Here is a 21,440-nt window from a genome sequence, read left to right as displayed (position 1 = left end):
GGCGCGACTACGTTCGATGGCGACCATGCTCTTCCCAACGCCTACCGACCCACGCCGCGGGGCGACCTTTCGTCGCGGGGAACCCGGCTACGACGCGGCGCGCCGCGCGCTCGCGTGGAACCAGCGCCTCCCGGCGCGCTTCCCGGCGGTGATCGTACAAGCGAACGACGTGCACGACGTGGTGCGTGCCGTCCGTCTGGCGCACGACGAAGCGCTGCGGGTCACCGTGCGCTCGGGAGGCCACAGCTGGGCCGCGAACCATGTGCGCGATGGCGGGCTCGTGATCGACGTCTCGCGTCTCCGTGACCTACGCGTCGATGTGGGAGGTCGGATGGCGGTGGCGGGTCCAGGCTGCGCGGGCCACGCGCTGGACGCGGCGCTGCGACCGCACCGGCTCTTCTTCCCCGCGGGTCACTGCCGCGGCGTGTGCATCGGCGGATACCTGCTGCAAGGCGGGTTCGGCTGGCACGGGCGAACGCTCGGCCTGGCCTGTGAGAGCGTCACCGGACTGGACGTGGTCACCGCGGACGGCTCACTGGTGCACGCCAGCGAGGGCGAGAACGCCGACCTGTACTGGGCCGCGCGGGGTGCCGGCCCCGGCTTCTTCGGCGTGGTGGTGCGCTTCCACCTACGGCTGCACGCACGCCCGCGGGTCATCGGCGCGGCCTACCGCAGCTACCCCGCGGACGCGCTGCCCGAGGTCTTCCGCTTCCTGTACGACGTCGGGCCCCACGTGTCCCCGAAGGTGGAGCTCCAGGCCATGATGTCGCGCCGCGTGCGCGGCGTACGCGGAGCGGGAATCGAGATCATGGCGCCGGTGTTCGCAGACTCGCTCCGCGACGCACGCGCCGCGCTCGCGTTCCTCGACGATGCACCGCGCTGCCGGGAGGGCCTGCGCTCACCCTTCGTGCCGATGCCGCTGGCGTGGATGTACGGCGAGGTGATGCGCCATTATCCGTCGGGACACCGCTACGCCGTCGACAACATGTGGATGTCCGCCGAGGTCGACGCCGTGCTCCCCCACCTGCAGGCGGTGGTCGAGACGCTGCCGCCCGCGCCGTCGCACGCGCTCTGGCTGAACTGGGCCCCCCGGAAGCGCACGACGGACATGGCGTTCTCCCTCGAGGACGCACACTACCTCGCGCTGTACGGGGTCTGGAAGAACGCATGGGACGACGCGCGCTACGCGTCCTGGGCCGAGGACCACATGCGCGCCATGGCACCGCTCGCCACGGGGATCCAGCTCGCAGACGAGAACCTCGGACACCGCCCTGCGCCGTTCGTGGCGCAGGCTCATCTCGACCGCCTCGACACCATCCGGGCGGCGCGTGACCCCCAGCAGCTCTTTCACCCGTGGATGGGACGCCCATGATCCCCGCCCGACCTCAGGCGGGCCGCTCCCTCGGCTTCGACGCACGCGAGCGCGCCCAGAGCCGCTACGCCAGGTTCATGCGTCCGATGCGCGCGGGCCTCCCCGCCTCTGCACTCAGCGCCGTGGCGCGAGGACCTGTCGCGCCACCGCGGCTGCCGGGCTTGGACGAAGCCACACAGCTCTGTGCGGACGGCGCGCACGAGCTCGAGCACGGCTACACGCGGCTGGGAGACGGCGAGGCGCGCGTGGCCCTCGCGACGCCCATGCCGGGATGCACCGCCGCGATGGTCGACTGGTGGTTCGGTTGGCACGCGGAAGATCCGGTGCGCTACAAGCTGTGGCACCCCGGCGCGCACGTGCACGCGTGCTGGGTCGAAGATGCGGCCTCCACAGTGCGAGGGAGAGCCCGGTACGTGGGGCGGACCTCCCTCGTCGACGAGTACCTGGGGTCCAGCCTGGGCCGCTTCGCCATCCGCTTCGTCGCGCCGGCGAGCCTCGGCCTGTCCGAGGTGGCGCTCGCCGAAGAGAGCGGGGCGACGGCCGTCTGCGCCCGCGTGGGCCTCGTGGACCTCCCGCTGGACGTGGGCTACTTGGTGCACCACGTGCGCCCCGCGGGCGACGGCGTAGAGATGCGCTCACGGTTCTGGCTGGGAGGCCCGCACGCGGCCGTGCGGGGCGCGGGTCGGCTGGGTGAGGTGGTGGGCCGCGCGGCGAGTCGCTGGGCGCGTCCCACCGAGCGCGACGCGCTCGACCTGCTGGTGCACTGCGCCGAGGAGATGGCGCACCTCGCGACCCTCTTGCCCGACATCCACGCTGCCTACGGAGGAGAATGATGGCTTCGATGAGACGTGCGTTCGTGATCGCTTGGCTGTGCCTGGCTCCCGGCTGCGATGGACCGCTCGACCCCGACCAGGGAACGATGGATGGAGGCGTCCGTCACGACGCATCCATGGGCGCCGACGTCGGTACCGACGCGTCCATGGACGCCGACGTCGGCGGCGACGCGTCCGTGGACGCCAACGCGCCCGATGCGTCGGAGGACGCCGGTGCGCTCGACGCTTCGGGGGACGGCGGTTCGTACGACGGTGGACCGGACGACGCATCGAGCGACGCGGGGCCGAGCGACCTCGGGGTAGGGGACGGCGCGCTCGCGGACATGGGCGCCGACGTGTGCGCCGCCCCGAGCCGATGCGCCGGCACGGACGCGACCTCGGGCGTGTCCTACGCCTACGGCTGCGAGGCGCTCACGTTCCCGGCCTACCGCTGCGAGGGCCTGGACGTCGAGTGGCCCGTCAACGACGCCTCGCGCTTCGACGTGGCGCGCTACCAGGTGGACGTCGGAGCGGACACGATCGACGGGAGCGAAGACGACGTGGTGTTCGACACGCTGACGGGGCTCGAGTGGCAGCGCGCGCCGTCGCCCACGAACCAGTCCTGGTCCGACGGGGCCACGTCGTGCGCGGATCTCGCCATCGCCGGGGACGGGTGGCGCCTCCCCGAGCAGGTCGAGCTGGAGTCCCTGGTGGACGTCCGCACGCCACCCCCGGCGATCGACACGAGCGCGTTTCCCGGCACCCCAGCCGCCCGCTTCTGGTCCGCGTCGCCGTTCGTCGGGGCGGCGGGTGAGATCTGGTTTACGAACTTCACGAACGGCTTCACCGACACCGCGACGGCCGCGACGACGATGCGGGTGCGCTGCGTTCGACGCGCCACCGCACCGTCCCGGCCTGCCTCGCTCGCGTCACGCTTCGTGACCACCGACACGACGGCCACCGACGGCATCACCGGGCTCGAGTGGGCCCGCGCGACTGCCTCGCCTCGCAGCTGGGCGGCGGCGGTGGACCACTGCACGTCGCTCGGCGGGCGGCGCCTGCCGACGCGCGCCGAGCTGCTGTCGCTCGTCACGCGCACCGCCACCGGGCCGGCCATCGACCAAGACGCGTTCCCCACGACGGCGCTCGACTGGTTCTGGACCGCGTCCAGCAGCGTGGACGACACGCGCGCGCACATCGTCAACTTCGGCTCCGGGCTCACGAGCCAGTCGCTGAAGACGGAGCTCGTACGGGTCCGATGCGTCCATTGAAGGACGCGGCGTCCGAACACGACGCGCCACGAGAGCCGCCGAGCGGCGCCAGACGAGCGCGTGTGCAACACCCCCGGACATGAGCGACGCGCAGGCGCCCACAGGCGGGCAGACGGACGGTGACCTCGGCGTGTGCCTGGTCACGGGTGGGGCGGGCTTCCTCGCCGGGCACATCGCGCGGGCGCTGCTCGAGCAGGGGCACACCGTGCGTAGCCTCGACCTGCGCCAGCCCACCATCCGGCACGCGCGCTTCTCGCACCAGCGCGGCGACCTGCGCGTGCCCGCCGACGTGCGGCGCGCGTGCGACGGCGTGGACACGGTCTTCCACACGGCGGCCGTCGTGGACTTCGTGGGCGTGGCGCGGAGGGCGCGACGCGCGCGCAGCTTCGACCTGAACGTGGTGGGCACGCAGCACGTCATCGACGCGTGCCTGGACGCGGGCGTCGCGCGCCTGGTGTACACGAGCAGCAACAACGTGGTGCTGGGCACGCCCGTTACGCACGCCGACAGCCGCACGCCCTACCCCACGCGCTACGCGGACCTCTACTCCACCACCAAGGCGCAGGCCGAGCGGCTGGTGCTCGCCGCGAACGGGCGCGCGCACCGCCAGTCGCGGAGCTCCACCACGGCCGAGCGCGTGGGCGCGGGCGTGCTCTCGACGTGCGCGCTCCGCCCCGGCGGGATCTACGGGGTCGGCGACCCCTTCTACCTCCCGCAGGTCATCGAGAAGTGCGCGCGCGGCCTCCTCCTGGCCGACATCGGTGACGGCCGCGCCATGGCGGACAACACCTTCGTGGGCAACCTCGTGCACGGCGAGCTCCTCGCCGCGCGGCACCTGAGCCCCGAGTCACCCGTGGCGGGGCGCGCCTACTACATCACCGACGGAGAGCCCACCAACCCCCTCGAGTTCTTCCGGCCCATCATCGAGGGCCTCGGCTACCGCGTACCGACGCGCCGCCTGCCCTATCGCCCCATGTACGCGCTGGGCTACGCCTGGGAGCTGCTGCACCGCCTGCACCTCGCCCCGGAGCCCCAGGTCACGCGCTTGCACTGCATGAAGGCCGCCGTGTCGCACAGCGGCAGCCTGGACGAGGCGCGGCGCGACTTCGGCTACGAGCCCGTGCACGCCTGGCGCGACGAGCTCGCCGCGTGCGTCCCCTACTGTCGTGAGGTGCTGGAGGAGATGCGCGCCGGTCGCTGGCCCCGCTAGCTCGAGGGCGGCCACGCCGCAGCGGTCGCATTCCACCACGTCAGGGCGGCATCGTGAACGTCATGGTCAGACCATCCGCGAACGTGACCTCGCCAGCGACCACCATGTCATGTACGGCGGCGCCGTTCGGGCCCGGCCACGCCGAGAGGGTGACGTGACCCTCTTCGGCGCAGGTGACCGCGGCGTACCGGGTGGCAACACAGCTGAGCGGCATCCAGTCCGACAAGGGAAACAGGCAAGCGCGCGCCAGGCTCACGTCGGGCATGATCTCCACGTACAGGCGCTGACCGGCGTATTCGCTCGTCTGCAAGACCCCAACGCTCAGGGTGTCCTGGGCTTGCGCGGACGCGCTGTAGCGGTAGTCGCGCCGCACGGTCTGCCCATCCGCTTCGCCGCAGAGAAAGTCGTCGTGCACCTCCTGCCCGTCGCGCGTGCAACGCACGCTCAGGTCTCCCGTGAGGCCTGGATCCACGTCGACGGCCAGCACCAGCGCCCGCTCGCGCGTCCACGGCGCAGCACCATTCTCATGGAAGAACGTCGGCGCCGAGAGCATGAAAGGCTCGGGGAAGGCGGGGCCCGCGCCGTCATCGCAGCAGATCTGTCCGTCCGCACACGACCACGCCACGTACCCCTCGGCCACTGTCCCGCCGGTGAACCAACGGCACGAGCCAGAAGTCTCCGGGCAGGCGAAGCGGGGCGTCCCCTCACCGCCACAGTCGGCGAAGAACGCTCCCACGTAGCAGTCGTCGAGCGCGATGCCGGCTGGCGGAGCGACCTCGTGCGTCGACGCGCAGCCCTGCACCGCGGCCGCCACGAACGCGACGATCAACCCGGCCCAGCCCAGCGCATTCATTCTCATCTTCCGTGCTCCACAAGTACTCGAGTCGACACGTCTCATGGCTACGAAGGGGCTTGGCGCAGGATAGGTGCCAGCGCTCACCTGCATTCCGACGCGCACATCCACGCTCAGAGCGGCGCGGTGAACGTGATGGTCAGCCCGTCGGCAAAGGTCACCTCCCCAGCCACGACGACTCCATCCAACGCGGCGCGGTTCCGAGCCGGCAACGTCGAGACACGGATGGTTCCTTCCTCGGCGCACGGGCCGCTAGGATACGCGGCAGGGTCGCAGCTCAACGGGACGCCATCCGAGTTGGAGAGCAAGCAGGCCCGCGCCAAGCGCCTGTCCGGCATGACCTCGAGCTGCAAGCGCCTGCTGACGAAGCCGTCGCCCTGCAGGACGCCGACGCTCAGCGTGTCGTGCATCTCAGCGTACACCATGTAGCGCTGCTGGAACTGCGTCTCGCCCGTGCCTGGCTCGCGGCACGGATACACGTCGTCCACCACCTGACCGTCACGCTCGCAGCTCACGCTCAGGTCGCCGGCGAGCGTGGGGTCCACGTCGACGCTCAACACCAGCCCGCGCTCACGGTTCCACGGCTCGGCCCCGACCGAGTTGAAGAACGACGCCGCCCAGAGGCCGAAGGAGTCAGGGAACGCCAGACCCGCGCCGTCATCGCAGCAGATCTGCCCGTCCGCGCAGGACCACGGCACGTACCCCTCGGCCACCACGCCGCCCGTGAACCAGCGACACGCACTCGGCGCCGGCCCGACCTGACACCCAAAGCGCGGCGTGCCCTCGCCGCCGCAATCGGCGAAGTAGGCCCCCACGTAGCAGCCGTCGAGTGCGCCGCCCACCGGCGCAGCGGGCGCCTCGTGTGCAGACGTGCAGCCCGCCAGTTCCGCCAACAGGCCGAGGGTCGCGAGAAGCCGCAGCCACCGCGCTCTCTTCGTCGAGTTCAGCTTCATTTTCCGCTCCGGTCTACACGTTGGCTCAAGGTGGCACATCGATTCATGGCGGGACAGGTGGGAGCAAATTGCGCGCCACGACACGCGAGACGATCGCCAACGCCGGCCAACGCCTCCGAGCCACGCCCCTTCCAATTGCACGTTGGAGTCACACCCGCCCGCAGGCACACTCCCGCCGAATGTATCGCGACCATCTCGAGCTAGCCCTCGCAGCGTTCCTCGACTACCCCGACGCGAGCGACGCGGCGATCGAGGACACCCTGCTCGACCTCGGCGTCGCACCATGGCTGGCTGTGCGATTGGCACTCTTCACGGTCCCGGCCTTTGCTCACGTCGCTCGCCCCGACATCCCCTTCGACTTGACGTTCTCGCAGTGGGAGCGCGGGTGGTTCCGGAAGCGGCTCCGGCATCTCCCCCTCATGGACGAGCCCGTGTTCGTGCATGCGGTGGCGCGGGCGAGAGCGGCATCCACAGAGGACCTGAGTTCCATGGCGATGGGATCGATGGCGTTGCAGAGGGCCGAGGAGGCCATCCGAACCGCCGCGGAGCGAAACGAGGCCCCGCCGTCCAGCGCTCCGATCGGCATCGAGCTCGCGCGACCCCTACCCACACCACAGGAGCTACCCCGCGATCGGGACATGCGTGACAGGCTCGCGGCGCTGCTACGAGCCCACGGAGCGAACGTCGACGAGCGGGAGCCCACGTGGCTGGTCGAGGGCCGTGGGTTCGACGTGCGCGTCTTCCCGAGGTTCGGCCAGCACGGCCTCACAGGACAAGTCGACTTCGTCTTCGAAGACGATCGCCTCGCCGCAGGGCGCATCGTCGAGTCCTTCGGCCTGGTGAACCCGACGTGGGTCGAGGCGCGCAGCGTGGCGCTGGACCGCTTCTGCTCGGTGTGCCTCCACGTCATCCTCGAGGGCATCTTCGGAATCGCTTGTCAGAGCGGCCACGTCGACTGGGAGACGTGGGGCCCGTTTCGCTTCTGCTCGGGCCTGATAGTCATGTGGGGCGAGCCCTTTGGACGCGACGAGATCCTCGACTTTCCCTCGATGGAGCCCTTGTTCGAGGAGGTCGTCGCCAAGCTTCCGCCGAGCGAGATCCACGCGCTCCGCGTGTGCGCTTGTGACTCGGACGGTCGCCGCACCGTGGATGAGATGTTGCTCGACGGGGAGCCCTGGCCGGAGGGCGAGGCCATCGCGAAGACGTTCGTGTGGCCCCAGGCGACACAGGGCTTCCGTATCTGGCGTTGGTTCGCGCTGGCGATCCCGGATGGTCTCGGTGGGGGCGAGATGCGGCGCGTTCGATGCAGCACACAGGCGAGCTAGCGCGACGCACGTGAGCACAGCGGGGTCAGCCCATGAACACCCTGCCGACGTGGGCGCTCTTGTCGCTCGTGAAGATCTCGGTGCCCACGTCGGAGCGTACGGCGATCATGTCGCCTGCTTCGAGCATCTCCACGTAGCGCTCGAGAAATGCACCAAACGAAGGCGACGCGAGCTCGAGGTCCACTTCTGGCAGCGTGAGGAGCTGCCCCTCGACGCCGCCCGGGCACGGGATGAAGTCGATCACCACGCGGTCGTAGTCCCAATACCGGCTGCCCATGATCGGAAAGCGGCCCGCGTGGCTGAAGAGCAGGCGGATGGCGTCGTCCGCCTCGAGGTCGTCGAAGCCGGGCAGGCCGAGCGGCTGATGCTCGCCGCGAACGGTCGCGCGCACCGCAACTCACGGCGGACGACGGCGACCGAGCGCCGAGGGGCAGGCGTGCTCTCCACCTGCGCGCTGCGACCGGGCGGCATCTACGGCGTGGGCGACCCGTTCTACCTGCCGCAGGTCATCGAGAAGTGCGCGCGCGGCCTCCTCCTGGCCGACATCGGTGACGGCCGCGCCATGGCGGACAACACCTTCGTGGGCAACCTCGTGCACGGCGAGCTCCTCGCCGCGCGGCACCTGAGCCCCGAGTCACCCGTGGCGGGGCGCGCCTACTACATCACCGACGGAGAGCCCACCAACCCCCTCGAGTTCTTCCGGCCCATCATCGAAGGCCTCGGCTATCGCGTACCGACGCGCCGCCTGCCCTACCGCCCCATGTACGCGCTGAGCTACGCCTGGGAGCTGCTGCACCGCCTGCACCTCGCCCCGGAGCCCCAGGTGACGCGCTTGCACTGCATGAAGGCCGCCGTGTCGCACAGCGGCAGCCTGGACGAGGCGCGCCGCGACTTCGGCTACGAGCCCGTGCATGCCTGGCGCGACGAGCTCGCCGCGTGCGTCCCGTACTGCCGCGAGGTGCTGGAGCAGATGCGCGCCGGGCGCTGGCCCCATCCGTAGTCGCCGGGCGCGCGCTCGCCGGTGGGCAAGCGACGGGAGACCCCGGGAGCGGCGCCAGCGAACATGAACGAACGCTGCACGCGGATGCGCCTCGCGTGTAGGCGTGCGTAGGGGTCACGCACCATGGGCGCGCCGCCCACGTCACCCGAACGTCACTTGACACAATTGGGGGGCCGTCGGACACGGTGCATGTGCAAGAAGGAGCAGCCCAACGCGCGCACGAGCCCGCCGCACATCGCTCACCGTCGACGACGTCCCGCATGCGTCGCACGCGAACGCTGACCGGCTCCCGACTCCGACGAGCCCGACGGTGGCCGCACCACGCTGCGCCCGAGCCACGCGGCGAACGTGGGCGCGGCGCGGCCCTCGGGCGCGCTTCCTGCTGGCTGCTCATGTGTCTCACGGGGTGTGCTCCTGTCGCGCTGCGTGTCGCCAACACGGACCGCATCCACCTGACGACCGACAACACCGGCCCCGAAGCCTACGCCTTGCTGCAGCACATGGAGGCCGATCGGCAGGCCATGGTGCAGGTGTTCTTCCCGTGTGCTGCGTCCACCGAGACGGCGCCCGTGGACGTCCTCGCGCTGGTGGAGGAGCGGTCGGTGCGGCGCGCCGTTCCCCCCGCCTTGGATGGTGCGGGCGGCGTGCTGGTGTCGCACTCGCAGCGCGTGGTCGCGCGACCGCCAACCCTGGCGTTTGCGTGGCAGCGGACCACCGCGTACACGCGCGCCCTCTTTCGCCACGAGCTGTCGCATCGACTGAGCGCGCGCTGTACCCCGCAGGCCCCCGCGTGGCTCGAAGAAGGCCTCGCGGAGGTGCTGTCGACGGCGGTGGTCTCCGGGGGGACCCTGCGCGTCGGAGTCCCTCCGTACGTGTTCCACGGCAACGGACGCCGCGTGCGCGTGGGCGACATCGTTCCGTACCACGTCCCGCCCTCACGCCTGCTGGACCTCGACGCGCTGCTCGCGCTCACCTCGGAGACCATCTGGGTCCCTGGCAACACGGACCAGACGGCCGCGCACTACGCGAGTGCGTGGGCGCTCGTCGCGCTGCTCGTCACGGGTCCCCCAGAGCTGCGGCGCGCCTTCTCCGCCTACCGCACCGCGCTCCATGTTGGCACGAGCGAGCGCGAAGCGTTTAGTACACACCTCGAACCACACGGGCTGGCGGAACGCTACGGAGCGTTCGTGAGTCACGATGCGCGCCAGACGGTCTCGTTCACCCTCGAACGAGCAGACGAGGCTGAAGCGCCCGAGGAGCGGGCCTTGTCCGCACGCGAGGTCGACCTCTTCTGGGTACGGCACGTGGCGTGGCACACCGAAACGGGACGCGCCGACGCGCTGAGTTCGCTCGACGCACTGGTTCGGCGGGAACCGGCGGCGCGACACAGCGCCGAAGTGGCGGCCCTGCGAGCGGCCATCCTCGTAGAAGCCGGTGACCTGTACGGGGCCGCCCAGGCGCTCCGGTGGGTGGACGACCCGGAAGCGGTCGCGTTCGAGCGCGTCGCGCTGAGCGTGGCCACGGAGTACACGAGCCCCCCGCTGCCGGGCGAGGCGCCGCGCGCCAGCCTCGAGCCAGTCGCGCGAGAGACGCTCGAGCGGATCACGCCTCGCGCGTCGACTTCGTTCGAGCACGAGGTGCTCGCGCGAGGCTGGTTGAGCTTGGATGAGGTCGAGCGCGCGCTGGGCGAAGCCCACGCGGCCGTCGCTTTGGACGGCACGTGCGGTCCGTGCTGGGTCACGCTCGGGCTTGCGCAAATCCAGAACCAAGACGCGGTCCATGGCGTGCGCTCGCTCCGGCGCGGCGCGGCGCTGCTGGGCCAGGCACACGGGGCCGCGTCGTGGGTGCAGCGCGCCGGACTCTTCGCGTACGGCGCAGCGCGCCGGCGGATGTGCGAGGCGCTGCCGCCGGGCGACGAAACCCACTTCGACGACTCCGAACAGGCGGCAGTCACCGGGGAGCCCGAACCAGACGCTGGCGTCGACACCCCAGACGCACTGACGGCCGACATGATCCGGACCGTCGTTCGGAGCCACATCGACGAGGTCGTCGCTTGCTACGAGAATGACTTGGAGTTCTTCCCACGCACCGAAGGACAGGTGGTGGTGAGTTTCCTGATCCGCGCCGACGGCACCGTGGAGCGCACGGGCATCACGGAGAACGACGTCAGCGAGGCGGTCGGCTGCTGCGTCCGACGCCGGATCGCGGAGTGGACGTTTCCGCCACCAGGGCGTGGCATCGTGCGGGTCACCTACCCCTTCAGGCTCTCCTACTCGGAATGAGGTCCGACGACATCTCCCGACCAGCGCCGCACGCTGTGGGCGACGTGAAGCGCTGCTGGATGGGCCGGCAGCGCGGCGAGACGGCGCCAGCCCATGAACACCCGACCGACGTGCGCGCTCTGGTCGCTCGTGAGGACCTCGGTGCCCACGCCGGAGCGCGCGGCCATCAGCGCGCGTACGTCGAGCATCTCGACATAGCGCCCATCGGTCGCCTCAACGCGCCACACCCGTGGCAGGCACGTCGATGTCGATGACCGTCCGCACCGAGCACGAGCCGTTGCCCACGTCGACGTAGACGCGATCGCGACCGACGAAGTCACGCCGGGGAACGTATACGAGACCCCCAGCGTCCACGCTCGCTTCACCGCCGCGTGGTCGCTCCAGGATTCGCATCGAGAGGCCGTCGCCGTCTGGCAGCACGACGTGCGCCGGTCGATCCGCGCTCGCACGCACGCCGAGCGAGCCCGGATCGATGGGGTCGACCGGGCCAGGCCAGCAGCCGGTGTAGATGTAGCGCTTCCAGATCTCCGCGTAGACGTTGAAGTGGGCACACGTGTCGAAGTCGATCCGAACTGTCGCGCTCTCCGACTCGGAGGCGTCCGAAGCGGCGAGGTGGTACCGGAACGAGTCGCTGCACGCGAAGATGGAGACGCCTTCCCGCTGGTACTGGAACGCGCCGTCCTCTTCGAGGGTGACGAGCGTGCCCATCGTCGGGGGTGCGTCGATCGAGATCTTCGTTTCGTGGCACACGAGGTCGTCGTTCGCGAGGATCCCGTGCGGATCGATGTTCGCAGAGAGCGCGGGGGGCGGGTTGTCGAGTGGGCCCGCCAGGAGCGGTCCGCTCCCCGACATCACGTACACGTCGTCGTTGGCGATCTGGGGGCCCACGAGGAAGGCGGTCACGAGACCTCCCCCGGAGCTCGCGGCGAGCAGGCGCGTCCCGTCGAACGCGAGCCACGCGCCGGGAAGCGACTGCTGCAGGCTCGTGCTCGTCACGTCCTCGAGGACGACCGCGCTCCCCGTGAAGCGGTACACCGCGAATTGGTCGAAGAACGCCTGACCGACGACGACCCGCGCGCCATCTCCCACCATCGACGTCGGCCAGATGATGCCCGACGCCGGGAGGTCCGAGTCGTACGTGTACACGTTGCCGTTCCTCTGCCACAGCTGCAGAGGCGGCACCGCGAGCCCGAAGAGATCCCCTACCGTCCCGATCACGGCGTGGTCCGTGCCGACGAGCGCGACCCGAATTGCGAAGTCCGTTGGAACGAGGGGCGTGCCCACGCCGTCCGGCAACCAATCATGCGTGATGGGGTCGCGGCGGTAGAAGTGCACGAGCGATGTCGCGACGCTCCCGAGCTGCGGCTGCGTGATCGCTGCGCGGTCTCCCGTCACGACGACTTGTTGGCCGAACGCCGGACTGCTCGCGCCCTGAGAAAGGACCGCGTCTTCCGACTCGATGACGGTCTTCGTGCCTTGCGCGACGAGGTGGAGCACACTCGCGAACCCACTCGCGTTCGCCGTCGTCGTGCTAGGCGGAAGCCCGCTCTGGGTCCCGATGAGATCGCCGACGAACGACTCGGCGACGATGACGTCGCCGCCGTCCATCGCGACCGTGACCGAAGGAAGAAGGTGGTCGTTCGACGGGGTGACTTCGAAGGGCCCCGAGTCGATGACGATCTCGTCGGTGCGCGTCCACGCGCCCAACCATCTCGTGAAAACCTCTACGCGGGACCGGAACGTCTTGTCGCTCACATGTCGTTCGACGAACGCTACCACCGCACGGTCGCCATCGATCGCGACCGACGGCACGCCACTCGCTCCATTGTCGACGACCACAGCCTGCGAAACCGCGAGGTCGAGGATTGCCTCGCGCGACCACGTCCCACCCGCGTCGCGCCGATAAATCGCGACGGGGCTCGACCCGGCCGTCGCGCCGGAGCCGGCGATGATCGCCGCTTCACCGGAGACGTCCATCTTCGTCCCGAATTCGTGCGCCCCGGGGAACGGATGGCTCGCCGGTTCGACGGACTCGCTCGTGCATGTAGCCACGAGCGCCGATTCCCGTGCGCCCCCGATCGGCGTGCCGTCGTGCGCGCACGCGTCGAGCACCGAGGCGAACGCAGCCGTTGCGATCACGACGCCGCGCGTGAGGCGCGACGAGCTGGGGCCCCGCACCTTCGTGCTGCCCAACGAGTCTCTCTTTCTGTCCATGGAACGATCCTTCCCGTCGCATGACGCGAACCGGGCACGGTCGTCCCGAGGCGGGGGAATCCATCAGAGGAACGTCGTCCGGCGACGCTCAACCGCTCTCGCGCTGCGCCGCCCGGCGAAGCTTGGCGAACGTCGCCAGCAGGACCTTGCGGCGCGCGCGGCGGAACTCGTCGGTCGGCTCGAGGCCGTCGATGCTGTCCTCCCACGCCGTCATGTACGTGGCTTTCCAGCGGTCGACGGTCGGCACATCCGGGAGCACCACGCCGACGTAGTGCTGCTTCGCGAGCAAGGTGAGCAGCTCCAGGTTCGCGGGTACGGCGCAGCCCCAGAACTCGTCGGCCTCGAGCTCTTCGGGGTCGGCCATGGCCTCCTCGACCTCGCGCACGAGACGGCCCGTGAGCGTCGATAGATGGTCGGCGCTCGTGTCGTTGTCGAAGTTGCCAGCGCCCCAGGTACCCATCTGCGCGAGACTACGCGCAGGGCAGCCCCGGTCAATCCCGGCAAGAGCAACCCCCACGAGGATGGCCGCGCTCAGCGCAGCAGGGCCAGCGCGTCCGCTTCGAGGTTGGCCAGGCCCTCGGCGTCGGTGCTGTAGTAGCCGCGCACGTGACGCTCGCCATCCACGAGCACGAAGTGACTGGCGTGCATGATGTCGTAGCCGCCAGCGCTCTGCTCCTCGCGCTCGCCCATGCGCACGCGGAAGCCGCGCATGAGCAGGTCCACCGTGGCCTGGTGGTCGCCCAGCGTGAGGAAGCGCCACGTACGGAGGTCGGCGTCGTGGCGCGCGGCGTAGGCGGCCAGCACGGGCGGCGTGTCCTGAGCCGGGTCCACGCTGATGGAGACGTAGCGCAGCCCGGGAGCCTGTGGGGCCATGCGGCGCTGGAAGTTGCTCATCTGCGCCGTGAGCATGGGGCACACGCTGGGGCAGTCGGTGAAGACGAAGTTGGCGACCCACACCTGCCCATCCAGCTGCGCCAGAGAGAAGGCCCGGCCCGCCTGGTCCTGTGCCTGGAAGTCGGGCACCGCGTGCAGCGTGGGCGGCGGCGGCCGCTCGGGCTCGCAGCCCGAGAGACCAGCCGAGAGCCCCACGGCGGCCGCGAAGCTCGCGAGCGCGAAGAAGCCGCGAGCTGCGGAGCGCGACGCGAACGGACGTGTCGCCCGAGCCGATCCCGCCGCGAGGGTCGCCGAGTGCCTGGGAGCGCTGCACATGGCCGCGGGCACGCCGCTCAGGCGGCGTCGAGCATGAGCGCGGTGAACAGCACCGTCAGGTAGATGAGCGACGTGACGAAGAGCTGCTTGGCCCACTTGACGCCCGCCGACTCGCGCAGGCCCATGAACGCGACGGCGAGGAACATGACGCCCATGACCAGCGCAGTGATGGCATAGCCGAGCCCCGCGACGCGCAGCGGCACGAGCAGCAGGCTGGTGATGAAGAGCACGCCCGTCCACAGCAGCGCCTGCAGCTTGGAGGTGCGCAGACCCCTCACGCTGGGAAGCACCTTCAGACCAGCCCGCTCGTACTCTTCCTGGCGGAAGATGGAGATGGCGATGAAGTGGGGCACCTGCCACAGGAACAGGATGCTGAACAGCACCACGCCCGGCGCCTCGAGCCCGTTGGTGACGGCCGTCCAGCCCATGAGCGGGGGCAGCGCGCCCGGCACCGCCCCCACCAGCAGCGCAGTCGGCGTGTACTGCTTCATGGGCGTGTAGATGGCGACGTAGCTGACCAGCGCGATGGCGCCGAGCGCCCCAGTGAGCGGGTTGATGGCCAGCGTGAGCACGGGCACCGACACCAGCCCAAGCACCAGACCGAACACCAGGGCGAGGCGCGGCTGCATGCGCCCGTCGGGCAGAGGCCGGCGCGCGGTGCGCTGCATGAGGCGGTCGCTGTCGCGCTCGAGGTAGCAGTTGAGGGCGTTGGCCCCGGCCACCACCATGCAGGTGGTGAGTAGCATGACCGCCGCGCGCAGCGGCTCCACGTCGCCGGGGGCCAGGCGCATGCCGCCAGCCGCCGTGATGGCAACCATGAGCGTGATGCGCGGCTTGGCGAGCTCCATCAGGTCGCGGAGCGTGGCGCTGAACGAGGGCTGTAGGGCAGCGGTCTGCATGGTCGAGGTCCGGTCGCGGGGGCGCCCGCGTGGGGGGTGTCACGTGGCGGTCGTCTCGGAAGCCAGCACGAGGCGGCCGCGAGGCGGCGTGAGCTGGGGGAATGTGGCGGCAAGTCGCGGCGAGGTCAAGCCACGGTGGCCCGCCTCGCAGCGCAGCAGCCCTCTCGCTCAGAACGGGATGTCGTCGTCGCCGAAGTCGTCCGACGGGAACCCGCCGCCACCGCCGCCACCGCCACCGCCACCATAGCTGCCACCGTCGTCGTCGTAGCCGCCGCCACCGCCACCGCCGTAGCCACCACCGCCGCCACCATAGCCGCCACCACCACCACCACCACCGCCGCCACCGTAGCCGCGCCCACCGCCGCCACCGACGTCACCGCCGCCATCGCGCCGGCCACCGAGGAGGATGATGTTCTGGGCGTTGATCTCCGTGGAGGTGCGCTTCTGACCCTGCTTGTCCTCCCACTGGGAGTACTGGATGCGGCCCTCGACGCAGATCTGCCGACCCTTCGAGAGGATGTTGGCCAGCGCCTCGGCCCGCCGGCCCCACAGCTTGACCGTGTGCCAGTCGGTGCGCTCCTGGCGCTCGCCGTTGCGGTTGGCGAAGGACTCGGTGGTGGCCACGCGCAGCGTCAGGACGGCGCCGCCGCCCTGGGTGTGCCGCAGCTCGGGGTCCTGTCCGAGGTTGCCGATGAGAGTGACGCGATTGAGGCCTTCTGCCATGGTGCTTTCCTGTTCCGCCCGGGCCAGGCCCGAGGTCCGTGTCGATGGGGTGCGGAGGTTGTCGTGCGCCGTGGCGCCCCGTTGCGTGGAGACACGCTGCTGGGCGAACCCTAGCCACACCCTGAGACATCGATCAATCCGGCACCCGAATTTCGGACCGTTTCGGGTCCGCGCTCAGCCGCGGCGCTCGACGTGCTTGGCGAAGCGTCCGAGCATCCACGCGTTGCTTTTGCGCATCAGGATGTCGACGAAGCCGGGATTGCGGCGCCCGTTGGCCGGGGTCATCGCCATGGTCCAGGCGATCTCGGTCCGCCCATCGCCGAGGTCCCGTAGGTTGTAGTCTTCGGCGAACGCGTCCGCGGGCATGCTGGTGCGCACGAAGTAGAACGCCATGCGCCGGTTGGGCTCCCAGCCGATGAATTCTTCCTCGGCCACCATGTTGCCCACCAGGTCGACGGTGCGCGTGGTCCCGAGCCCAAAGGGCTTCGGCGAGGTCCACGTGACCTTCTTGATGGCGGGGGCCCACTTGGGCCAGGCCGCGGCGTCTTCCAGCGCGGCGAACACCTGCGCGGGCGTGGCGCGCGCAGTGACCTTGACCGTGATGGACGTGGGTGCGGAGGAGAGGTAGTCGAGGCCGACCACCGTGCAGTCGTGCAGAGGCTTCATGTGCCGCCGTCTAGCATGGACGAGCCTGCGTCGTGAACCTGCGACAGCGGTGTGGAGTCGACGTGCGGGGCCACGCATGTCCCTGCCGAACACGTGGTGCTCCCAGCGCATGGCACACCGACGCAGGCTTGGTCCAGCGACACGGAGACGCGTCGGATCTGGCCTTCGGTCATGTCGAAGGACAGGGTGCGCGACACAACCAGCACACCGCGCGAGAGGCCGTCGAGATCCACCTCGTAACCCTCGAGAGCGCCATCACCGTGGGTGATCGCCAGCGTACGTGGCGGCAGCGGCTGGCCGAAGCCGAGGACGGCAGAGGCGATGCGCGTGTCGCCCGACGGGCTGCGGATGGTGGCGCGGATCTCGTCGATGGTGGCAGGCGCGGAGATGTCCGTGTCCACCTCGAGCAGCACCTGCGTCAGGGTGGTGGAGCTGGAGCAGCCGAAGCCGACGACTGACGCCAAGGCGGCGAACAGCGCGAGGGTGAGCCGAGAGAGCGTGTGCATCAGAACTCGATCCGACCAGGAGAGAAGTTGCCGAGGGCGCCGCGGTTGGGCGTGCTCTCGTGAGTGGCGGCGACCGCCGCGCCGACGCCGATCGCCAGGGCGGCGACCGACCCGACGACGAGCCACAGGCGCCAGTCGCGACGCAGCGGGACGTCCTCGCGTGGAGCGTGCTCGGCGGCCTCTTGCGCGCGCCGGTGCTCCTCGAGGTCCAGCGCACGCTGACGCTCCAGCTCGGCCCGACGCACTTCGAAGGGGTTCTCGCCATCTGGCACGCGGCCGGCAGCGCGGTCCGCCTCCCACTGAGCGTGCTGGCGCTGTAGCTCGGCGAGCTCCGCGTCGGCAGCGGCCCGCGCGGCGGCGGCTTCGGCGCGCGCCGCCGCTTCGGCCTGCGCGGCTGCGGCGGCCTGCTCCGCGTTGCGAGCGATCAAGGCTTGGTCGGCGGTGACCACGACGCTCTGCCGAGCGCGTCGGGCGATGTAGACCTCCGACGCGGAGATCTCGGCCCCCGCCTGATCGGTGGCGGTGACGCGGTGGGTGCCCTGGCTGACACGCAGCGCCTGCCCCACGCGTGAGGCGTCCAGCGGGCGCCCGTCCAGCAGGATGCTGCTGTTGGCGGGCAGCCCCCCATCGGTGAGGGTCAAGCGACCGCCGTTGCGGTCCATCCGCGTGCGCAGGTCGCGCGCGCGGCTGCGTAGGTCGCGGTCGGTCTCCCCATCCGCCAGCATGCGCTCGATGAGCTCGTCCGCCTCATCGAACTGGTTCAGTTCGACGAGCGCGTGGGCCAGGTTGAACAGCACGGGCGGGCTGGAGACGACGGCGAGCACCTCGTGAAACACCGCGGCTGCCGCCTGCCACTCGGAGGCGTCCGAGAGCGCGAGCCCCTCCGCGAAGAGCTGCCGCGCCGCCTCGATCTGCTCCTCGGTCGGCTCGGACGCTGGCTGCGCGCGGGCAACGGGCACACTCACCAGCAGGCCGAGCGCGGTCAGGAGCGAGGCGATGAGAAGACCGCTAGAGGTGTGAAATGTCAGGGGTACCGTACGCACGACTGGGGACTCCATGTCTGGCTGCGGGGTTCAGCCTAGAGAACTCTCGCACATTTCGTCAGTAGGGTGACTTTTCAGCCGCCGTGAGCCTACAATGTGCAACCTAGGTAGCCCATGTGGTCACTGGGCCGCAAGCCTCACTATAAACTTTCAGGGTCGCAGCGTTGGCCCTGGTGATCTATCCCGAAACCCGAGGACACCAGTGAGCCGCGACTCCGACGAGCGGATCAGTTTGAGCGATGTGGACGTGCTGGACGAGGAATCGGTCAAGCCCGTCAGCACCCCCTCCTCGACTCCTCCGCCTCCCCCACAGGAGGCCCTCCAGCACGTGGTGGTGCCACGCCTGGCGCCCCTGAGTGGGGGCCCGAAGGCGCCGGCCCCACCGGCACCCCCGCCTGCGCTGGGCCCCCCGCCCGCCCCCAAAGAGACCCCGTCCCTGGCCCCGCCGCAGATCCCGGACGAGCCGAGCGACCCCGAGATCGAAGTGTCGGGCGCGTCCAAGGCGCGCTCCACCGGTACCCCCTCGAGCGAGGACGATGGAGACGACCGGGATGTCGTCGACATCCGCTGGGTGCTCGCGGCCGCCGTCCTGCTCGCGGTCGGGATAGGGATCTGGACGTTGGCGCACCGGGGCGAGCCGCGCGCAGAGCCGACGGTCGACCCGGAGCGGGTACCGCTCGTCCTGACCGGCCTGCCCGGCGACGCCGAGGTGGAGCTGGACGGGCGACCCGTGAGCCACGCGGACCTCACGGTGCGCGCGGGCGTCCGTCATGCGGTCGAGGTCCAGGTGCCGGGCCGGGGCTCGTGGCGCCAGGTGTTCATCACGCGGGGCCCGCTCGAGCTGGTCGTCCAGCTCGACCCGAGGACATCTGCCGCGCCCCTCACCGACACGCGCGCGCCCGAGCCGGCGTCCGAGCCCCCGACCGAGCCAGAGCCCGAGTCCCCTGCGGCGGCCGAGGCCACACCCGAACCCGAACCCGAACCCGAGCCGGAACCCGAACCCGAGCCGACACCACGGGCCGCCACCGAGCCCCGCAGCGGGTCGACCATGCGCTCCACGGCCAGCAGCACGTCTTCGTCGTCGTCGTCGTCCGGACGTCGCAGCAGTCACACCCTGGTGCGTAATCCGGGCTTCTGAGAGGCGCGCCGCGATGCTCCCGCCCGCCCTCGACTCGTCGGGGCATCTCGCGCGGCAACACATGGGTGAAATCACCTATGACGCTTGTTTCAGGGGCTGACAGGCGCTGGCTCTCGTCCGTCGCGGGCCAAAAACTTCACCCATTGCTGGCACCGCTGCGGTAGGCTGACGACGTCATGGGCCCAAGCCTTCCCCAGTCCGACCGCGACGCGCGAGAACGAAGTGATGGCCTCGCCTTCAAGCGCGAACTCTACCACTACGACTACGCGTACCCGCCTGGCATCGCGGTCGCGCGCTCGCTGCCACCTGGGGAGGAGTTCACGGCGTGCTTCGCGGCGCACATCGTCGCGATCCAGATGAAGACGTTCGAGAACGGGCTTGCGTCGGACGGCGTGCGCGAGGACTCCGAGGCGAACCGACGGCTGAGCTTCTTGGCCACCGCCGCGCGCGCCCTGCTGAGCCCCGCCGATCTCGGCGCGGTGATGGGGTCCCAGCTGAGCACGAACGCGCGCATGATGCGGGACGACCGACCGGCGACGGTCATCGGGTACAACGAGCTCTACGCGACCATCGAGCGTCCCTCCATCGCCAGTCAGTATCAAGACGACTTCGCGTTCGCTTGGCAGCGCGTCGCGGGCGCCAACCCGATGGTGCTGCGCGCGCTCTCGTCTCTGCCCGAGCACTATCGGTTCACCGCGACGCAGTTCGCGACCGCCGCGCGGCACCACTACGGGACCTCGTACGATGGGCCCTCGTTCGACCAAGCGCTCGCGGGGGGGAGGCTCTTCGTCGCCGACTACTGCCTCCTGGCCGATGTCCCGAACGGGTCGTGGTTGGGCGTGCCGCAGTACCTCTTCGCGCCCATCGCGCTGTTCTGCTGGTTCCCACCGCTCGGGCGCCACCCGGCGCGCCTGATGCCCATCGCCATCCAAGAGCGCCAGGCGGGAGACTCGCCTGTCACGGATCCGTCGAAGCCCGCCGAGTGGATCCTCGCCAAGACGGCGGTGCAGGTGGCTGATCTCGCGTGGCACGAGGCACGCGCCCACCTAGGGCTGACGCATCTGGTCATGGAGGCCGTCACGCTCGCGACCGAGAGGCAGCTGTCGGTACGGCACCCGCTGTTCGCGCTGCTCACGCCGCACTGCCGCTTCACACTGGCCATCAACGACTTCGCGAAGCACCACCTGATCGTCCCGGGCGGGCAGGTGGAGCAGTACATCTCACCCACCATCGACGGCTTCCTCGGCGTGGTCGCGAAGACCTTGAAGGGGTTCAGCTGGAAGGAGCTGGCGCTCGAGGCCGACCTCGAGGCGCGCGGCGTACGTGACACGCTGCGACTGCCTCTCTACCCCTACCGCGACGATGCCCTCGGCATCTGGGACGCCATCGAGCGCTTCGTGGGCGAGTACGTGGCGCTCTACTACCGCGACGCCGACGCCGTGCGGGGCGACACCGAGTTGGCCGCGTGGGCGCGCGAGCTCGCGGCCGAAGACGGCGCGCGGCTGCCGTCCATCACGCCGCCCGAGACGCGCGAGGAGCTGGTCGACCTGCTCACCTTCTTCATCTTCACCGCCAGCGCCCAACACTCGGCGCTCAACTACACGCAGTGGCCGTTCATGGGCTACGTCCCCTCGATGCCGGCGGCGGCGTATCGAGACCTCCCTCCCGACGCACGGTCGCGGCGCGTCGTCGACTTCGACCGAGAGTACCTCGAGATGTTGCCGACGTACTCGCAGGCTGCAGGGCAGATCAACCTGCTCTACCTGCTGTCGGGCATTCGCTACAACCACCTCGGTGACTACCCCGTCTGCCACTTCCACGACCTGCGTGTGGTGCCCGTGCTGCGCCGCTTCAAGGAGCGGCTCGCGAAGGTCGAGACCGACAGCCAGGGACGCGACCGCAGCCGCCCCATCTCCTACCCGTACCTCTTCCCTTCCAACGTCGCCCAGAGCATCCATATCTGA

At 70.2% G+C, this 21,440-nt stretch carries 20 protein-coding genes; 9 read left to right on the top strand and 11 right to left on the bottom strand.

Annotation, left to right across the window (positions count from 1 at the left end):
• Positions 1-25 precede the first annotated feature (25 nt).
• The 4 genes from H6726_21340 to H6726_21325 all read left to right on the top strand — a co-directional run bounded on the left by H6726_21340 (position 26) and on the right by H6726_21325 (position 4,665).
• The gene (locus tag H6726_21340) at positions 26-1,372 is read left to right on the top strand and encodes an FAD-binding oxidoreductase (protein ID MCB9660203.1); all 1,347 of its coding nucleotides are present in this window, start codon (positions 26-28) and stop codon (positions 1,370-1,372) included.
• On the top strand, positions 1,369-2,205 hold the full coding sequence (locus tag H6726_21335) for a hypothetical protein (GenBank protein MCB9660202.1): 837 nt from the start codon (positions 1,369-1,371) through the stop codon (positions 2,203-2,205). The genes H6726_21340 and H6726_21335 overlap by 4 nt, the downstream gene beginning before the upstream one ends.
• 8 nt (positions 2,206-2,213) lie before the next feature.
• A complete protein-coding gene (locus H6726_21330) occupies positions 2,214-3,455 on the top strand; it encodes a DUF1566 domain-containing protein (GenBank protein MCB9660201.1) in 1,242 nt (413 codons plus the stop codon).
• Between the two features lie 79 nt (positions 3,456-3,534).
• Entirely contained in the window at positions 3,535-4,665 is a 1,131-nt protein-coding gene (locus H6726_21325; protein MCB9660200.1) for an NAD-dependent epimerase/dehydratase family protein, read from the top strand.
• 40 nt (positions 4,666-4,705) lie between these two features.
• Here H6726_21325 and H6726_21320 read toward each other — a convergent pair whose 3' ends face one another.
• Together H6726_21320 and H6726_21315 are read right to left on the bottom strand one after the other, a co-directional pair.
• Positions 4,706-5,524: a hypothetical protein gene (locus H6726_21320; GenBank protein ID MCB9660199.1), complete on the bottom strand. Its 819-nt coding sequence runs from the start codon at positions 5,522-5,524 to the stop codon at positions 4,706-4,708.
• A 107-nt stretch (positions 5,525-5,631) separates the two neighbouring features.
• A complete protein-coding gene (locus H6726_21315; GenBank protein ID MCB9660198.1) occupies positions 5,632-6,411 on the bottom strand; it encodes a hypothetical protein in 780 nt (259 codons plus the stop codon).
• A 239-nt stretch (positions 6,412-6,650) separates the two neighbouring features.
• Between H6726_21315 and H6726_21310 the strand changes: the two genes are divergently transcribed.
• Positions 6,651-7,796 (top strand): hypothetical protein, encoded by a 1,146-nt coding sequence (locus H6726_21310; protein MCB9660197.1) that lies wholly within the window; start codon positions 6,651-6,653, stop codon positions 7,794-7,796.
• Positions 7,797-7,821: 25 nt separating this feature from the next.
• On the opposite strand, the gene H6726_21305 is transcribed toward H6726_21310, so the two are convergent.
• A complete protein-coding gene (locus tag H6726_21305; protein MCB9660196.1) occupies positions 7,822-8,187 on the bottom strand; it encodes a hypothetical protein in 366 nt (121 codons plus the stop codon).
• On the opposite strand from H6726_21305, the gene H6726_21300 reads away from it, so the two are divergent.
• Together H6726_21300 and H6726_21295 are read left to right on the top strand one after the other, a co-directional pair.
• Positions 8,161-8,796, top strand: coding sequence for a hypothetical protein (locus H6726_21300; protein MCB9660195.1), 636 nt, complete (start codon positions 8,161-8,163; stop codon positions 8,794-8,796). The two genes, H6726_21305 and H6726_21300, sit on opposite strands and share 27 nt — an antisense overlap.
• Positions 8,797-9,188: 392 nt before the next feature.
• The gene (locus tag H6726_21295; GenBank protein ID MCB9660194.1) at positions 9,189-11,078 is read left to right on the top strand and encodes an AgmX/PglI C-terminal domain-containing protein; all 1,890 of its coding nucleotides are present in this window, start codon (positions 9,189-9,191) and stop codon (positions 11,076-11,078) included.
• A 213-nt stretch (positions 11,079-11,291) separates the two neighbouring features.
• Here the strand turns inward: H6726_21295 and H6726_21290 are convergent, their stop codons facing one another.
• From H6726_21290 to H6726_21255, 8 genes are all read right to left on the bottom strand, one after another.
• The gene (locus H6726_21290; GenBank protein ID MCB9660193.1) at positions 11,292-13,292 is read right to left on the bottom strand and encodes a hypothetical protein; all 2,001 of its coding nucleotides are present in this window, start codon (positions 13,290-13,292) and stop codon (positions 11,292-11,294) included.
• A gap of 88 nt (positions 13,293-13,380) precedes the next feature.
• The gene (locus tag H6726_21285; GenBank protein ID MCB9660192.1) at positions 13,381-13,752 is read right to left on the bottom strand and encodes a DUF4259 domain-containing protein; all 372 of its coding nucleotides are present in this window, start codon (positions 13,750-13,752) and stop codon (positions 13,381-13,383) included.
• A gap of 71 nt (positions 13,753-13,823) precedes the next feature.
• Positions 13,824-14,501: an SCO family protein gene (locus H6726_21280; GenBank protein ID MCB9660191.1), complete on the bottom strand. Its 678-nt coding sequence runs from the start codon at positions 14,499-14,501 to the stop codon at positions 13,824-13,826.
• A 17-nt stretch (positions 14,502-14,518) separates the two neighbouring features.
• Positions 14,519-15,400: a protoheme IX farnesyltransferase gene (cyoE, locus tag H6726_21275; protein ID MCB9660190.1), complete on the bottom strand. Its 882-nt coding sequence runs from the start codon at positions 15,398-15,400 to the stop codon at positions 14,519-14,521.
• 168 nt (positions 15,401-15,568) lie between these two features.
• Complete coding sequence (gene ssb / locus H6726_21270) at positions 15,569-16,123, bottom strand: single-stranded DNA-binding protein (protein ID MCB9660189.1); 555 nt, start codon at positions 16,121-16,123, stop codon at positions 15,569-15,571.
• A gap of 174 nt (positions 16,124-16,297) precedes the next feature.
• Positions 16,298-16,789: an SRPBCC family protein gene (locus H6726_21265; GenBank protein ID MCB9660188.1), complete on the bottom strand. Its 492-nt coding sequence runs from the start codon at positions 16,787-16,789 to the stop codon at positions 16,298-16,300.
• Entirely contained in the window at positions 16,786-17,295 is a 510-nt protein-coding gene (locus tag H6726_21260; protein MCB9660187.1) for a hypothetical protein, read from the bottom strand. The genes H6726_21265 and H6726_21260 overlap by 4 nt, the downstream gene beginning before the upstream one ends.
• On the bottom strand, positions 17,295-18,338 hold the full coding sequence (locus tag H6726_21255) for a hypothetical protein (protein MCB9660186.1): 1,044 nt from the start codon (positions 18,336-18,338) through the stop codon (positions 17,295-17,297). Before H6726_21255 ends, H6726_21260 begins: the two co-directional genes overlap by 1 nt.
• 202 nt (positions 18,339-18,540) lie before the next feature.
• On the opposite strand from H6726_21255, the gene H6726_21250 reads away from it, so the two are divergent.
• Both H6726_21250 and H6726_21245 read left to right on the top strand, forming a co-directional pair.
• Positions 18,541-19,476, top strand: coding sequence for a hypothetical protein (locus H6726_21250; protein ID MCB9660185.1), 936 nt, complete (start codon positions 18,541-18,543; stop codon positions 19,474-19,476).
• Between the two features lie 176 nt (positions 19,477-19,652).
• A complete protein-coding gene (locus H6726_21245; GenBank protein ID MCB9660184.1) occupies positions 19,653-21,440 on the top strand; it encodes a lipoxygenase in 1,788 nt (595 codons plus the stop codon).

This window comes from Sandaracinaceae bacterium (assembly GCA_020633055.1).
Classification (GTDB): Bacteria; Myxococcota_A; Polyangia; order Polyangiales; family Houyiibacteriaceae; genus JADJJE01.
The sequence above is the reverse complement of the archived record's forward strand: the minus strand, read 5'-3'. Positions and strand labels throughout refer to the sequence as shown.

Excerpts from the sequence above, each read along its gene's own strand:
- H6726_21340 (MCB9660203.1), top strand. The coding sequence starts at position 26 with ATGCTCTTCCCAACGCCTACCGACCCACGCCGCGGGGCGACCTTTCGT.
- H6726_21335 (MCB9660202.1), top strand. The coding sequence starts at position 1,369 with ATGATCCCCGCCCGACCTCAGGCGGGCCGCTCCCTCGGCTTCGACGCA.
- H6726_21330 (MCB9660201.1), top strand. The coding sequence starts at position 2,214 with ATGAGACGTGCGTTCGTGATCGCTTGGCTGTGCCTGGCTCCCGGCTGC.
- H6726_21325 (MCB9660200.1), top strand. The coding sequence starts at position 3,535 with ATGAGCGACGCGCAGGCGCCCACAGGCGGGCAGACGGACGGTGACCTC.
- H6726_21320 (MCB9660199.1), bottom strand. The coding sequence starts at position 5,524 with ATGAGAATGAATGCGCTGGGCTGGGCCGGGTTGATCGTCGCGTTCGTG.
- H6726_21310 (MCB9660197.1), top strand. The coding sequence starts at position 6,651 with ATGTATCGCGACCATCTCGAGCTAGCCCTCGCAGCGTTCCTCGACTAC.
- H6726_21300 (MCB9660195.1), top strand. The coding sequence starts at position 8,161 with ATGCTCGCCGCGAACGGTCGCGCGCACCGCAACTCACGGCGGACGACG.
- H6726_21295 (MCB9660194.1), top strand. The coding sequence starts at position 9,189 with ATGTGTCTCACGGGGTGTGCTCCTGTCGCGCTGCGTGTCGCCAACACG.
- H6726_21290 (MCB9660193.1), bottom strand. The coding sequence starts at position 13,292 with ATGGACAGAAAGAGAGACTCGTTGGGCAGCACGAAGGTGCGGGGCCCC.
- H6726_21285 (MCB9660192.1), bottom strand. The coding sequence starts at position 13,752 with ATGGGTACCTGGGGCGCTGGCAACTTCGACAACGACACGAGCGCCGAC.
- H6726_21280 (MCB9660191.1), bottom strand. The coding sequence starts at position 14,501 with ATGTGCAGCGCTCCCAGGCACTCGGCGACCCTCGCGGCGGGATCGGCT.
- cyoE (MCB9660190.1), bottom strand. The coding sequence starts at position 15,400 with ATGCAGACCGCTGCCCTACAGCCCTCGTTCAGCGCCACGCTCCGCGAC.
- ssb (MCB9660189.1), bottom strand. The coding sequence starts at position 16,123 with ATGGCAGAAGGCCTCAATCGCGTCACTCTCATCGGCAACCTCGGACAG.
- H6726_21265 (MCB9660188.1), bottom strand. The coding sequence starts at position 16,789 with ATGAAGCCTCTGCACGACTGCACGGTGGTCGGCCTCGACTACCTCTCC.
- H6726_21260 (MCB9660187.1), bottom strand. The coding sequence starts at position 17,295 with ATGCACACGCTCTCTCGGCTCACCCTCGCGCTGTTCGCCGCCTTGGCG.
- H6726_21245 (MCB9660184.1), top strand. The coding sequence starts at position 19,653 with ATGGGCCCAAGCCTTCCCCAGTCCGACCGCGACGCGCGAGAACGAAGT.